Origin of the sequence: Sorangium sp. So ce1014 (assembly GCF_051521505.1) — a bacterium.
Taxonomy (GTDB): domain Bacteria; phylum Myxococcota_A; class Polyangia; order Polyangiales; family Polyangiaceae; genus Sorangium.
This window is the reverse complement of record NZ_CP150356.1, coordinates 9669848-9683575: the sequence shown is the minus strand read 5'-3', so window position 1 is coordinate 9683575 and position 13728 is coordinate 9669848. Positions and strand designations below refer to the sequence as shown.

General features: G+C 71.9%; 14 protein-coding genes. 7 read left to right on the top strand and 7 right to left on the bottom strand.

Annotated elements, in window-relative coordinates; genetic code table 11:
- Nucleotides 1-15 precede the first annotated feature (15 nt).
- From WME75_RS36790 to WME75_RS36775, 4 genes are all read right to left on the bottom strand, one after another.
- Entirely contained in the window at nt 16-1053 is a 1038-nt protein-coding gene (locus WME75_RS36790) for an alpha-E domain-containing protein (RefSeq protein WP_437480936.1), read from the bottom strand.
- The gene (locus WME75_RS36785; protein WP_437480934.1) at nt 1050-2648 is read right to left on the bottom strand and encodes a circularly permuted type 2 ATP-grasp protein; all 1599 of its coding nucleotides are present in this window, start codon (nt 2646-2648) and stop codon (nt 1050-1052) included. The genes WME75_RS36790 and WME75_RS36785 overlap by 4 nt, the downstream gene beginning before the upstream one ends.
- 85 nt (nt 2649-2733) lie before the next feature.
- The gene (locus WME75_RS36780; RefSeq protein ID WP_020740151.1) at nt 2734-3201 is read right to left on the bottom strand and encodes a response regulator; all 468 of its coding nucleotides are present in this window, start codon (nt 3199-3201) and stop codon (nt 2734-2736) included.
- A gap of 369 nt (nt 3202-3570) precedes the next feature.
- The gene (locus tag WME75_RS36775) at nt 3571-5418 is read right to left on the bottom strand and encodes a chloride channel protein (protein ID WP_437480931.1); all 1848 of its coding nucleotides are present in this window, start codon (nt 5416-5418) and stop codon (nt 3571-3573) included.
- Nucleotides 5419-5691: 273 nt separating this feature from the next.
- Between WME75_RS36775 and WME75_RS36770 the strand changes: the two genes are divergently transcribed.
- Nucleotides 5692-6060 carry a hypothetical protein gene (locus WME75_RS36770; RefSeq protein WP_437480928.1) on the top strand — a complete coding sequence of 123 codons (369 nt, stop codon included), beginning with the start codon at nt 5692-5694 and terminating at the stop codon, nt 6058-6060.
- A 99-nt stretch (nt 6061-6159) separates the two neighbouring features.
- The gene (locus WME75_RS36765) at nt 6160-6546 is read left to right on the top strand and encodes a hypothetical protein (protein ID WP_437480926.1); all 387 of its coding nucleotides are present in this window, start codon (nt 6160-6162) and stop codon (nt 6544-6546) included.
- A gap of 37 nt (nt 6547-6583) precedes the next feature.
- Here WME75_RS36765 and WME75_RS36760 read toward each other — a convergent pair whose 3' ends face one another.
- The gene (locus WME75_RS36760; protein ID WP_437480924.1) at nt 6584-7294 is read right to left on the bottom strand and encodes a hypothetical protein; all 711 of its coding nucleotides are present in this window, start codon (nt 7292-7294) and stop codon (nt 6584-6586) included.
- Between the two features lie 426 nt (nt 7295-7720).
- On the opposite strand from WME75_RS36760, the gene glgC reads away from it, so the two are divergent.
- The 4 genes from glgC (at nt 7721) to WME75_RS36740 (ending at nt 11931) form a co-directional block, all read left to right on the top strand.
- Nucleotides 7721-8989 carry a glucose-1-phosphate adenylyltransferase gene (gene glgC / locus WME75_RS36755; protein WP_437480922.1) on the top strand — a complete coding sequence of 423 codons (1269 nt, stop codon included), beginning with the start codon at nt 7721-7723 and terminating at the stop codon, nt 8987-8989.
- Between the two features lie 258 nt (nt 8990-9247).
- Nucleotides 9248-9943: a metallophosphoesterase gene (locus WME75_RS36750; RefSeq protein WP_437480919.1), complete on the top strand. Its 696-nt coding sequence runs from the start codon at nt 9248-9250 to the stop codon at nt 9941-9943.
- Nucleotides 9944-10231: 288 nt separating this feature from the next.
- On the top strand, nt 10232-11185 hold the full coding sequence (locus tag WME75_RS36745) for a 50S ribosomal protein L11 methyltransferase (protein ID WP_437480917.1): 954 nt from the start codon (nt 10232-10234) through the stop codon (nt 11183-11185).
- Nucleotides 11182-11931 carry an RsmE family RNA methyltransferase gene (locus WME75_RS36740; protein WP_437480914.1) on the top strand — a complete coding sequence of 250 codons (750 nt, stop codon included), beginning with the start codon at nt 11182-11184 and terminating at the stop codon, nt 11929-11931. The genes WME75_RS36745 and WME75_RS36740 overlap by 4 nt, the downstream gene beginning before the upstream one ends.
- 48 nt (nt 11932-11979) lie before the next feature.
- Here WME75_RS36740 and WME75_RS36735 read toward each other — a convergent pair whose 3' ends face one another.
- Together WME75_RS36735 and WME75_RS36730 are read right to left on the bottom strand one after the other, a co-directional pair.
- The gene (locus WME75_RS36735) at nt 11980-12351 is read right to left on the bottom strand and encodes a DUF5615 family PIN-like protein (RefSeq protein ID WP_437480912.1); all 372 of its coding nucleotides are present in this window, start codon (nt 12349-12351) and stop codon (nt 11980-11982) included.
- A 4-nt stretch (nt 12352-12355) separates the two neighbouring features.
- Nucleotides 12356-12595: a DUF433 domain-containing protein gene (locus tag WME75_RS36730; protein ID WP_437480909.1), complete on the bottom strand. Its 240-nt coding sequence runs from the start codon at nt 12593-12595 to the stop codon at nt 12356-12358.
- A 218-nt stretch (nt 12596-12813) separates the two neighbouring features.
- Between WME75_RS36730 and WME75_RS36725 the strand changes: the two genes are divergently transcribed.
- Nucleotides 12814-13728: a hypothetical protein gene (locus WME75_RS36725; protein ID WP_437480906.1), complete on the top strand. Its 915-nt coding sequence runs from the start codon at nt 12814-12816 to the stop codon at nt 13726-13728.

The following is a 13728-nucleotide window of genomic DNA, read 5'->3' as shown; positions in this document are numbered from 1 at the left end:
CGTCGGCGGGTCGGGTTACTGGCTCGTGAACGAGGGACTGCTGTCGGGCGGCCCGTAACCGAGCAGCTCGCGACCGATACCGTCGCAGATCGTGGCTGTCTCGTCGACCACATGGGTGAGCGCCGCGTGGACCGAGAGCGGGTCGAGCACCTCGCTCGCCCTGTCGGCGACCCACTGGTGCAAGAGGTGCAGCCGCTCCACGCTCTCGCCCCCGGGGAGCGTCGCGCTCTCCGGCGGGCGGATCTCGCAGAGCCGCACGAACGCCGCGTGCACGCAGTGCCGGATCGAGCGCGGGAAGCGGGGCTCGAAGAGGAGGAACTGTGCGACCGCCTGCGCGTTCACCTGACCCTGGTTCAGCTTCATGAACGGCTCGAACCCGGAGCAGGCGCGGAGGAGCGAGAGCCAGAGCGCCGTCTCCACCACCCGGTGCTGCCTGGACTCGCCGCCGCCCTGCGCCTGGCCGTTGCTGTCCGACGCAGGCCGCTCCCGGTTCGTCAGGGCGTGGTGGTGGACGTCGAGCGTGCGCGCGGTCTGCCCGACGCGCTCGAGCAGCACGCCGAGCCAGATGAAATCGAGCGGGCCGTCGTGGAGCATCGTGCTCTGGGTGAGCCCGAGGCAGAGCTGCGTGAGCTGCCGGACGCGCCGGTAGAAGGCGTAGCGGCTCGACCTGAACTCCTCCAGCGCCTGCTCGCTGTTCATCCAGAGGTGGAGCTCGTTGACGGTCTCCCACGCCTCGAGGCTGACGACCTCGCGGATCGACCGCGCGTTGACGCGCGCCGCGGAGCTCGACCTGCGGAGGCTCGTCGTGTTGTCCTCGTCGAAGCTCATGTAGCGCTGCACGAGCTCGCCGTCGGCCGCGGCGTCCTCGCCGTGCTCGGCGGCGAAGTGCTCCTTCTGGCCGGCCACGATGATGACCGGCAGCCAGCACTGCGGCTCCGAGAGCTCGGTGTCGAGCGCGAGGTTCTGCGTGACGGCGAGGATCCGGGCCACGCTCTCGGTCCGCTCGAGGTAGCGGCCGAACCAGAAACAGTGATCGGCGACGCGAGAGATCACAGGGCCTCCGGGGGTTCGGATGGCGGCGGCGCGGGCGGTGGCGGGGTGCTGGGCGGGCCGTTGCTCGCGGCCCCGGGGGCCGGGTCCGCGGCGCCCACCGACGGGACCCGCGAATCGACGTCCCACGGGCCCTTCAGCACCCACGTGTCCTTCGAGCCCCCGCCCTGGCTGGAGTTGACGACGTACGAGCCGGCCACGAGCGCGACGCGCGTGAGCCCGCCCGGCAGCACCCACGGGCCGTCGCGGCCCGTCAGCACGTACGGGCGGAGGTCGAGCCGGCGCGGGACCGCGACCCGGGAGGCCGGGTCCCAGGTGGGGCTCGTCGACAGCTCGATCCGGTGCTGCGCGATGTAGCGGCGCGGCGTCGCCTCGATGCGCGCGCGGAACTCCTCCCGCTGCGCGGCGGTCGACTGCGGCCCCATGAGCATGCCGTAGCCGCCGGCCTCGTCCACCGCCTTGACGACCAGCTCGTCGAGGTGCTCGAGCACGTAGCGGCGATCGCCGTCGCGCATGCACAGGTAGGTGGGGACCTGCTCGAGGATCGGCTCCTCGCCGAGGTAGTAGCGGATCATCTCCGGCACGAAGGGGTACACGGCCTTGTCGTCGGCCACGCCGTTGCCGGGCGCGTTCGCGAGCGCGACGTTGCCGGCGGCGTAGGCGCGCATCAGGCCGCGCACGCCGAGCAGGCTGTCGGGGCGGAAGGCCTCGGGGTCGAGGAACGCCTCGTCGATGCGGCGGTAGATGACGTGGACCCGGCGCGGGCCGCGCGTCGTGCGGGCGAAGACCTGATCCTGATCGACGAACAGGTCGGGGGCCTGCACGAGCTCCAGCCCCATCGTGCGCGCGAGGAAGCTGTGCTCGAAGTAGGCCGAGTTGTACGGCCCCGGCGTGAGCACGACCGCGCTCGTGCCGCTCGGGTCCACGGGCGAGACCGAGCGCAGCGTCTCGGCGAGGCGGGCCGGGTAATGGTCGACCCGCTGGACGCGCGCCTTGTCGAGCAGGTGCGGCAGCACGCGCTTGCTGATGAGCCGGTTCTCCAGGACGTAGGAGACGCCGGACGGGGTGCGGAGGTTGTCCTCGAGGACGCGGAAGGTCCCGGCCGGATCGCGGATGATGTCGACGCCCGCGATGTGGATGCGCACCCCGCCCGGGGGCCGCAGGCCGTGGACCTGCTTCAGGTACTGCCCCGAGCCGAGCACGAGGTCGCGGGGGATGCGCTCCTGCTGGAGGATGCGCTGGTCGCCGTAAATGTCGTCGAGGAACAGGCCGAGCGCGTGGACCCGCTGCTCGAGGCCGCGCTCCATGTGGGCCCAGTCCGCCGCGGAGAGCAGCCGGGGGATGAGGCAGAGCGGGAAGATCTTCTCCGCGCCGCGCTGGTCCGCGTAGACCGAGAAGGTGACGCCCTGGTTGAGCAGGGCGATCTCCGCGAGCTGCTGCGCGCGCGCGAACTCGTTCGGCGCGAGCGCGCCGAGGAGCGTGGCAGTGCGCAGGAACTCGGGTCGAGGGGCGCCGCCGGGACCAAACAGCTCGTCGTAGGCGCCGGGGAGAGGAGTGTAGCCGGCGAAGAGGCCGGCACCCGGGGTCTCTAACAACACTTGCGCGAAGCTACCGCTTTCGGGCCCTCGAGGTCCATGGGCCAGTTGCGGTTTCTGGAGCGCGCTTCGGCGAGCGACGGGGGGGCTACTCGGCGCCGAGGATCTGACGCTCTCTGCAATGCGTGAGCTCGTCGACCGCGGCCAAAAACGCGTCGTAGTCGATCGGCTTGGGGAGCACGCGAGCGACACCGAGGCTCGTCGCGTCATGTTTTGAAGACGCGGATGAAACAATGACTGGTATACGCGCGGTCTTCTCGTTGTGCCGGAGCGCCGTGAGCAGGCCCCAGCCGTCCATCACCGGCATCATGATGTCGACGACGAGCAGGTCCGGCGGCGCGATCTGGTCGAGCAGCGCCAGCGCCTCCTCGCCGTTCGAGGCGCAGCGCACCTCGTAGCCGCCCTCGCTCTCCAGGATCATGCTCACGACCTCCTGGATGCTTGGCTCATCGTCGACGACCACCACGAGCTTCGCGCGGCTGTTCGGCGCGCTCGAGCGTGTTCGTACCTCTGCGTTGCGCCGCACCGTCCGACCTCCGAGCGTATCGACAAGCATGCCCATCTCCCGTGCGCGCTCTCCGGATCGAATTCCAGGGATGAACCAGAGTATCCCCCACGCTTCTGGTTCCGTCGCTGCGTGGAATCCAAGATTGGTACCTCAGGAGACTCCCGAAACCCGGCGGAGGCCCTGCTCGTGGGCATTGCGCCTGACGCCGCTCGACACCGCGATCGGGCGCGCGGCGCGACCAGGACATCCGTGGCGTGCATTCGTGAAGCCCGGGCGTTCGCTGCGCGGCGGCGCGGACGCCGAAAAGTTGGCCTTCTTCGGGGGCGCGTGCCCCGGGCGACGCGCTCGGCCGGCGCCCGCGGCGCGCAGGGGGCCGTGCAGCTCCTGGTCGTGCTGCTCGCCACGCGGTCGTCGCTCCTACTGCGGCGACCCTTCCAGCTGCGCCGTGGCGTCGTGGTAGGCGCGCGTGATGTCGGATTCGTCCAGGATGCCGACGATCTTGCCGTCGAGGTCGGTGACCAGGAGCTCGCGCACGCGGAGCTCCAGCAGCACCTGGAGCGCGCGGTGCAGGTCCACGGTCTCGCTGACCGAGGCGGGGCTCGTCATCATGTCGTGCGCGATCGCGAGCCCCGACAGCTCGGGGCTCGTCGCGGTGGCGCGGAGGATCTCGGCGTCGATGGTGCCGATGACCTTGCCGTCCTCGGAGAGCACCGGGAAGGTGTCCTGCCACTCGCACGCCGCGATGCGCTCGACGACGACCGCGGCGGGCGACCGCGCCTCGAACGAGACGAAGGGACGGCTGCGGATGACGACGTCGGCGACGCGGATGCTGCGGAGCACGTCGACGATGAGCTCGTCCCGGTGCGCCGGCGACTCGCGCTTCGTCGCCATCTGCGCGCGGTACAGGGTGCTGTGCCGCAGCGCCACGAAGGCGATGCCCTCGCACAGCATGAGCGGCACCAGCAGGTCGTAGCTGCCGGCGAGCTCGCAGACCATGACGAGCGAGGCGATCGGCACGTGCGCGATGCCTCCGTAGAACGTGCCCATCCCGACGAGCGCGAACGCGCCGGGGTCGATGCGCGGATCGTTGAGGAGGAGCTCCGCCGCGCGCCCGAAGGCCCCGCCCGTGAGGGCGCCGAGCACGAGCGACGGGCCGAAGTCGCCCGCGCTGCCGCCCGAGCCCACGGTGAGCGAGGTCGCGACGATCTTTGTGGCGAGCAGCACGACAAGGAGCTGCACCGCCGTCCACCCGCTCGGCATCCAGGAGGCGCCCGTGATCGCGACCTGGGCCGCGCCGTACCCCGCGCCCAGCAGCCCGAAGCCCTGCCCCGGCCGGTCGAAGCGCGGACCGAGGAGCATGATCAGCGGGGTCACGAGCGCGCCGAGCGCGAGGCCGCCGAGCGCGGGCTTCGCCCAGATCGGCAGCCGGATCCGGTGCATCGTGTGCTCCACCGTGTGCAGCGTCCGGAGGAACAGCGTGGCCACGAGCGAGACGACGAGCGCGAGGGCGGCGTAGAGGGGGAGGTGCCCCGGGACGAACGGGTAGCGGGGGGCGTGCGCGAAGAGGGTCGACTCGCCGAAGAAGTAGATGAAGACCGAGTAGGAGACGACGCTCGCGAGGATGGAGGGCACGAGCGCGTCGGCCTCGAAGTCGTCGCGGTGCAGCACCTCGACGGCGAGGAGCGCGGCCCCGAGCGGCGTCCGGAACACGGCCGACATGCCGGCGGCGGCGCCCGCGATGAGCAGGATCCGCCGCTCGCGCGCGCCCACCCGGAGGGCGCGCCCGATGATCGAGCCGATCGCGCCGCCGATCTGCATGGTCGGCCCCTCGCGCCCGCCGGACCCGCCGCAGCCGAGCGTGAAGATCGAGGCGAGCGCCTTCACCACCGGGACGCGGCGGCGCATGTTGCCGCCCAGCTGATGGAACGCGTTGATGAAGGCGTCGCCGCCGCCGCCGCGGGTCTCGGGCGCGAGCTTCGCCGTGAGCAGCCCGCCGACGAGGGCGCCGAGGGCCGGCAGCACGAAGACGAGCCAGGGCCGGAACGGCCCGGTGAGCGCGCCCGAGAGCACCGACTCGCCCTTCGCGCGGAGCGGCGCGTAGCCGGTGAGCGTGACGAGCAGCTCGTGCTCGGCGAGCTCGAGGGCGGCGAAGAACAGCGAGCCGGCGATGCCGGCCGTCACGCCGACGAGGATCGCGTGCAGCAGCACCCGACCGACGAGCTGGAACGCGATCAGCCCCTGCGCCCTCGGGATGGGCGTGCGCATTGCCGCCATGCGGCTCGGGCGTGAAGGGGAGTCCTCGGGCGACGACATCATGACCTCGGGGCCCAGCGCTCCCCCGCCGATGGGCCTGGCCGGAGCGGTAGCTTCCCTGATCCTCCCGCGGGCTGCTGCCTGAAATCGTCGCCGGGATCAACTCCTCCGGCGCGGACGATTCGACATCGGCTTCCGGTCGGCGCTCCCCCGCTCCATAGCGTGGGGAGGAAGCCAGTGGGGGCGCGGTCTCCGGACCCGCCCGAGCGCGGACGAGGTGGAGCCATGACGACCGATCGGAGCACCGTCGAGTACGGCACCTTCATCACCGGGGACGACAGCGTCACGATGGGCAACGCGGCGGTCCAGACGACGGACGAGAGCGTCCGCACGACCGCCGAGACCGTGGTCACGCCCGTGGTGGCGCTCGACCTGGCGGCCGAGATCCTGACCGGCGCGCTGGGTCCGCTGATCGACGCCGACTACGTGCAGGGCAAGACGCAGTTCCGGGACGTGCTCTGCGACCGGATCGACATCTCGCAGCTCGAGGCGGAGGAGCTTGTCGACGACATGGAGCGGTCCGGGCGGATCCGCTTCATCGGCGTGGAGGAGGGCCGGGGGTGGCACGTGCAGCAAGGGATCGGCGCGCGTTGAGCGCGGGGGCAGCGCGCCGGGAGGCCGCGCGCGCCGTCGTGTCTGCTGGAACAATTCCCTTGCCGGCGTAGTCGAGTCATGGCCTACGTGGAGGCGCCTATGGAGGACGGTACGAAGCCACGCATGGCCGTGGTCCCGAGCGCTCCGCCCATTCCGCTCGTGATCGTTGCCGGCTGTCCTGCCGAGTTCGTCGCCGTGTGCCGGGAGGTGGGGGCGCGGCTCGGGGTCGCTGTGCGCGAATGCGATCTGCGCTCGCTCCGGCCGACGATCGCGGCGTCGCAGCCCTACGCGGTCCTCGTGACGGAGGACCTGTACCGGTTCGAGCCGGCGTCGTTCGATTCGATCATCCGCCAGGCGCCGGCCTCGCTGGTGCGCATCGATGCCCGGGAGGCGCACGATCCGCCGGTGCGGCGGCTCCTTATCGACGCGATCTTCGAGTCGGCGGCGGCCGAGCCGGGCAGCGGGATCCGGTCCATCCTCACCTGAAGCGGCGCCGCGCTGGGGCGCGGCGTGGCGGGGGGCGTCAGGGCTTGCGCTTCATGCCGGGGAGGGTGGCCTTCTCGGGCGGCGGCTCGAGGTACTCGATCTGCTCCGCCGACAGGATGCCGTACTTCGGGTTGGCCGCGGCGCCGCCGGTCGACTTCGTGAACGTCACGCCGTAGGTACCGGTGACCTTCACCTTCGCGCCGACCGCCGGGATCGGGTTCGGCATCTCCTGACCCCAGAACTCGTCGGTGAGCTTCGCCTCGGTCTCCTTGCCGCGCGGCGCCTTGTCGATCGCCTCGATCATGCTGTAGATCTGGGCGAAGTTCGAGGCCCAGCCCATCACCTCGATCATGTCCTTCGTCTCGCCCTTCTCGTCGGCGATCGCGAAGCTCGGGACCGGCGCCTTGCAGTCGGGCGGGTCGCCCTTGCCCGTCTTGTGGACGGCACAGGCCGGGGCGTCCTGGAGGTTCGTCTTGACGATGTAACCGATGATCGAGAGCTTCTTGCCGTTCACGTCCTCGAAGTGGACGCGGCTCCGGAGATCGTGCGTGACGCCCCACACCGTGTAGGCGTCGCCCTGCTTCTTGTTCTTCGCGGGGAGCGTCGGCACCGCGGGCAGGGTCGGCTTCCGGCCGCTGAATGCGGGCTTGGCCTGATAGGGCTGCTCGTCCGTTCCGCACCCTGAAGTGCCCGCGACGAGGACGAGGAGGATGGCAGCGGCGAGGGTTCGACCGAATCGGACGTTCATGGCATCTCCCAAGGTCAACGTGGCGGGCACATCCGGCAGGAAAGATCCAGCGCTGGAGTAGCCTCCGGACAGCGGTGCACCGCGTGCGGATCAGGCGCCTCTCGCATGCGCGCGCGGCGGCGGAAACGGCTAACACGGCCGCCAGCAGATCGTAAAGAGAAAGGGGAACGTCCCCCTCTCTTCATCGGGCGGCCATGCGGCGGCGCATCGCGGCGGCGGGCGATGTACCCCGGTCGACGCAGCCCGATCGCGAGGCCGGAAGGGGGAGCGCGCGGAGGCGCTCGGGGCCCGCCCGGGAGGCCGCCGCGCGCGCCCGCGAGGCGCCGCGCGCGCCCGCGAGGCGGTGCCCCGGGTCGCCTCGAAACCGCGAAGGACGCGTTTCCGCTCTTCGCGCTCGCAACATCGATCGAGTACCCTCTCCGTCCCATGCGCGAGACGACCCTGCGCGCCGCTTTCGAAGCGTCGAAGGTTTTGGTGATGATCCTCGCCGGCGGCGAAGGCCGGCGGCTCGGCCCGCTGACGCACGACCGGGCGAAGCCGGCCGTGCCGTTCGGCGGTCGCTACCGGATCATCGACATCGTCCTCTCGAACTTCGTCAACTCCGGCCTGCACCGAATCAAGATCCTCACGCAGTACAAGAGCGCGTCGCTAGACGAGCACATCGCCCGAGCCTGGCGCCTGTCGCCGATGCTCGACAGCTTCATCGAGACCGTCCCGGCGCAGCAGCGCACGGGCAAGAGCTGGTTCAAGGGGTCGGCCGACGCCGTCTACCAGACCCAGCACGTCATCACGGACGAGTCGCCCGAGCACCTCTGCATCTTCGGCGGCGACCACGTGTACAAGATGGACGTGCGCCAGATGCTGCACGATCACCTGGCGCGCGACGCCGAGGTGACGGTGGCCGCCATCCCGGTGACGAAGGAGGAGGCGCGGTCCTTCGGCGTCATCGAGTGCGACGAGGCGGGGCGCATCCTCGCCTTCCACGAGAAGGTGCAGGATCCGCCGAGCATGCCGGGCAGGCCGGGCATGTGCCTCGCGTCGATGGGCAACTACATCTTCAAGACGCCGGCGCTGCTCGACGTCCTCGAGCAGGACGCCGCGACCGAGGACAGCGCGCACGACTTCGGGCGCGACATCATCCCGCGGATGGTGCAGAGCGGCAGCCGCGTCTACGTCTACGATTTCCACGAGAACCGCGTCCCCGGCGAGGACGAGGGCGCGGGGTACTGGCGCGACATCGGGACGATCGACGCGTACTGGGCGGCCCAGATGGATCTCGTCAGCATCCAGCCGGCGTTCAACTTCTACAACCCGCGCTGGCCGATCCGGACGGGCATCAGCCACGATCCGCCCGCCAAGTTCGTCTTCCGCGATGAGGCGAACGCGCGCGTCGGCATCGCGACCGACAGCCTTGTCTCGCTCGGGTGCATCATCTCCGGCGGCCGGATCCATCGGAGCGTGCTCTCGAACCGGGTCCGCGTGAACTCCTTCAGCCACATCGAGGAGTGCGTGCTGTTCGAGGACGTGAAGATCGGGCGCCACGTCAAGCTCCGCCGCTGCATCATCGACAAGGACGTCGAGATCCCCGCCGGCGCCGAGATCGGCTTCAACCTCGAGGAGGACCGCAAGAAGTGGTTCGTCAGCGAGGGCGGGATCGTCGTCATCCCGAAGCGCGCAAAGATCGACTCTCCGTAACGCGCCTGACCGGGGCCGCCGGCGCGCCACGCCGCGCCGGGCCCAGCGCCCGACCCGCCCGCCCGCCCGGCAACGACGGTGGAGGCCGATGGGTCATTTCCAAATATCCGCAATTACAGGAAAAAATGCCGCTCGTGGCGCCCGGCTGCGGCAGGCGCCTCCGCTGGACGAGGGGCGCCGCGGCCCTGCCGAGCTCGGAGGGTTCGTGGGGCCTGGAGAGCCCCCTGAACCGGGCGTCCCTGCTACGTTGGGTGTGCGATGCCGCGCACGATCCTCATCGGTGACGTCCACGGCTGCCGGGATGAGCTGGCGCGGCTGATCGAGCACGTCGGCTTCGCGTCGGGCGATCGGGTGGTCATGGTCGGGGACATGATCGTGCGCGGTCCGGATCCGTGCGGAACGCTCGATCTGCTCCGGGAGATCGGCGCGATCTCGGTGCGGGGCAACCACGAGGATCGGCTGCTCCGGTGGCGCGCCGGGCGCAGCGATCCTCGCGGCGAGCCGCTGGGGGAGCTCTCGAAGGAGACCGCGCAGCAGCTGCGCAAGCGCGACTGGGCCTGGCTCGAGACGCTGCCGTACTGGCTGGATCTGCCGGAGCACGGGCTGCGCGTCGTCCATGCGGGGCTGATCCCCGGGCTGCCGATCGAGCGGCAAGATCCGCACACGTTGATGTACGTGCGCTGCCTCGGCCGCTACGGCGAGCCGGTCGAGCGTCGCGGGGGCAAGACGCTGTGGGGCCAGACCTACCAGGGGCCGCCGCACGTGGTGTTCGGCCACAACGCGCGCAACGAGCCGCAGATGCACGCGTGGGCGACAGGGATCGACACGGGCGCCGTCTACGGGGGGCGCCTCACCGCGATGGTGCTCCACGACGGCGAGCGCGTTCCGCCGCCGCCAGCGCGCTCCGAGGTGCTCGTCTCGGTCCCGGCGCGCCGCCGCTACGTGGGGCGGTGAGCGGCGGGCACCCGCTTCGGATACGGGCCCACCTCGGCGTCCTCGGTGCTCGGCGTACTGGAGTACGCCTCCGCGCCGAAGACGCCGATCTGGGCCCGTCTCCTGTGCGGGTGACCGCCGCTCTGGGGCGCATGAGGCGGAGATGGGGGATGTGATCGCGCGCGGAAATGCTCCGTGCGCTCCAGGACTTCCGCGCGATCGGCGGAGCGGAGGAGGGCGAATTTCGTTAGGCTCCCGGCCGCGCCGCCGCCGCTCTTCAGGCCGGCGGCACGTCACGGAGCAAGCCAGGTGGAGCCTCGATACCCGTTCGTTGCAGTCGATGTCCCCGAGCCGGAGGCCGAGGAGATCGGCGCCGCGCTCTTCGAGCTGGGCGCCACCGGCGTCGAGCAGCGCGACGAGCAGACGCTCGTGCGCGGCGCGCGCTCGGGTCAGGTGACGCTCGTCGCGAGCTTCGAGGAACACGGCGAGGCGGAGGCGGCGATCGCGGCGCTCGGGGAGCTCTCGCCGCCGCTCGCCGCGCGGCTCGAGGAGGTGGTGGGCGACGCCTGGCGCGACGCGTGGAAGGAGCACTTCGCGCCGTTCGCGCTGACGCCCACGATCACGGTCGTGCCGCCGTGGATCGAGCGCGGGGCGCCGCGCGAGGGCGAGCGGGTGCTCCTGCTGGAGCCGGGGAGGGCGTTCGGCACGGGCCTCCACGCGACGACCGCGCTCGTCGCGGAGCTGCTCGACGAGCACGCGGCCGAGCTCCGCGGCCGCGAGATCCTCGACGTGGGCACGGGCAGCGGCATCCTCGCGCTTGTCGCGCTGCTGCTCGGGGCGGAGCGGGCGGTCGCGATCGACAACGACGACGATGTGATCGAGGTGGTCCTCGAGAACGCGGCGCGCAACGGCCTCGAGGGCCGCATCGCGGCGAGCGCCGGCGTCGTCGAGCAGGTGACGCGGCAGTTCCCGTGGGTGGTCGCGAACATCGAGGCGCGGGTGCTCCGGCCGCTCGGGCCCGAGCTCGCGCGCGTGCTCGCGCCGGGGGGCTGGCTGATCCTGTCGGGCATCCTCGAGGGCGAGCGGGACGATCTCGTGGCGCGGTACACCTCGCTGCCGCGCCCGCTCGCGCACGTCGCGACCCGGCCGGATCCCGCGTCGCCGCGCGGCGATCGTGGGGCGACGCGGGGCGACGCGGGCGGCGAGGGCTGGGTGGCGCTCCTGTTCCGCGCGCCGGACGACGCGGCGTCCGCGTCGGGATGAGCGGCCCGGGGATCCTGCGGGTGCCGCTCGGGTCGATCGCGGCGGGCGTGATCGCGCTGCCGCCGGAGGCGGCGAGCTACGTCGTGCGGGTGCACCGCCTCCGCGAGGGAGATCGGTTCGTCGTGTTCGATCCGGAGCTCGGGGTCGAGGCGGACGCCACGCTCGAGTCGGTCGGCCGGCGGAGCGCGGAGGCGCGCATCGACGCGCCCCGCCCGGCCGCGGTGCGGGCTGGCCGGCGGGTGACGTGGATCCAGGCGGTCGGCAAGGGCGACAAGATGGATGCGGTGGTGCGCGACGCGACCGAGCTCGGGGCGACGCGGATCATCCCGGCGATCTCGGCGCGCAGCGTGGCGCGGCCGGGCGAGGACAGGAGCCAGCGCTGGCGCCGGATCGCGGTCGAGGCGGCGCGCCAGTGCGGCCGCGGGGACGCGCCGCGGGTGGACGCGCCGATGAGCCTCGCGGCGGCGCTCGCGGAGGCGCGGGCGGCGGAGGGGGGCGCGCTGGGGATGTGCCTGGATCCCTACGCGGAGACGCCGCTCGGCGCGCGGCTCGCCGCGCTTGTGCCGGGCGTGGAGGCGGCGTTCGCCGTCGGTCCGGAGGGCGGGTTCACGCCGGAGGAGCTCGTCGTGTGCGCGGCGCTCGGGTTCGAGCGCGTGCGCCTCGGCGCGCTGACGCTGCGCACCGAGACGGTGTGCGCGGCGGCGCTCGGGGCGCTGATCGCGGTGAGCGACGCGCGGGCGGGGTGATGGGCTGGCCTCCGGCGAGCGGCGCGCTGGGCGGCCCTGGCCTTCACGCTACGGGCCGGCTCGCTGGAACCGCCGCACCCGCCCGATCGAGTCGACGACAATGAGCTCGCCCTGCAGGTCGACGAGGTCTTTGGCCGCGAGGAGCGCGCAGAGCGCGGCTTCGATGTCGGCCACGGTCCCGCGGGGCGGGGTACGGAGCACCACGATGCCTGCGTAGCGATGCGGGGGATAGTGAAGCGGGTTCGCGAAATCGAGGTCCAGCGTGACGAGCGTGCGCTGCTCCGCCGCGCAGGCTGCGAGCACGGCTGCGTCCGATGCGAGCGACAGACCCTCCTCTTCCGTCGTCGCGACGTCGTGGCCCCGCGCGCGGAGCAGCGCCGCGCCACGCACGCCCAGGTTCGCGTCGAGCTTGAACCGCATGGCGCTACCCGGCGAGCAGGTCCACGAAGCCGCCCCGCGTCAGCTCGTTGGCGTAGGCGAGACAGGCGCGGATATCCTCGACCACGAGCTCCGGGTACTCGGCGAGGATCTCCTGCTCCGTCATGCCGCCCTCGAGCATGCCGAGGATGAGCGAGACCCAGATCCGTCGCCCTCGAATGCAAGGCTTCCCATGGCAAACGCCGGGGTCGATGGTGATGCGTGCGAGGAGCTCTTCGTGGGTCATGGGGACTCCGAAACACCGTACGGCGTCGGGTCGGTGGGAGCCAGCGCTGAGCTGACCCGCGCGGCGGGCCGTTCGGATGCTCAGCGCTCGGGCTCCGCTGTCCGCCACCGGGCCCACGGACGGAGCGCCGGATCGCGGGTGGACGAGGCGCTGCGGGACCTAGAGGAGTGCAAGAACGACTACCGTACGGCGCGTCGGGGGCTCAGAATCGAGGCGCCATGAACGGTGCTGTGCCGGGCAGGTGGATCACGCGGCTCTTCACCCTCATCATGGTCGTCCCGTGCGCGTGCAACACCGCGGCGGACGCGAGGAGCGGGCGCGCGCTGCCGAACGACGGCGCCGCGCTCGCTCCAGCGGAGCCCGGCCCGGCGCTGCCGCCGCCGATCCCGGCCACCGACGCGGCCGCGAGCGCGCAGCCCGAGCAGGCGCCGTGGCCTCGAGCGCGCCCGCCGCGCGTCGACACGGACTGGTGCATCGACGGCGTCGACGCGCTCGACGAGGAGACCTGTTACGTGCTGCCCGACGCGCCGACGCGCGTGCTGCTCATCTACCTCCACGGGATCGTCCCGCCGGGGAAGGAGAGCCAGCAGAAGACCAACTTCGAGACGGTCGTGTCGCGCGCGTCCCGGCGAGCGGGCGTCGCCGCCCTGATGCCGCGCGGCAAGGTCGGCCTCGCGCCGAAGGGGTACGCGAGCTGGTGGGGCTGGCCGACGGGCGGGCCAGCGTACGAGAAGCACGCCGCCGCGTTCGTGGCGGCGTTCGCCGAGAAGCGGCGCAAGCTCGAGGAGATCGCCGGCGTCTCGTTCTCGCGGGTGGTCGTCGCCGGCTCGTCGTCGGGCGCGTTCTTCGCCGCGGCGCTCGCGCTGCGCGGCGGCATCGACGCCGACGGCTTCGGCGCGATGTCCGGCGGCGGAGGCCAGGCGACGCCCGAGCTCGCGACGCTGGCGCCCAGGCCGTTCTACATCGGCTTCGGCGCCCACGACTCGGTGGGAAGATCGGCCCGCGCCCTCGCCGGCGTCCTGCGCGGCGCGGGCTGGCCCGTGCGCGTCGCCGAACACCCGGTCGGCCACGGGGCGAAGGAGATCTACCTGGACGAGGCGTTCGCCTTCTGGCGCGAGCACGAGGCGCGCTAG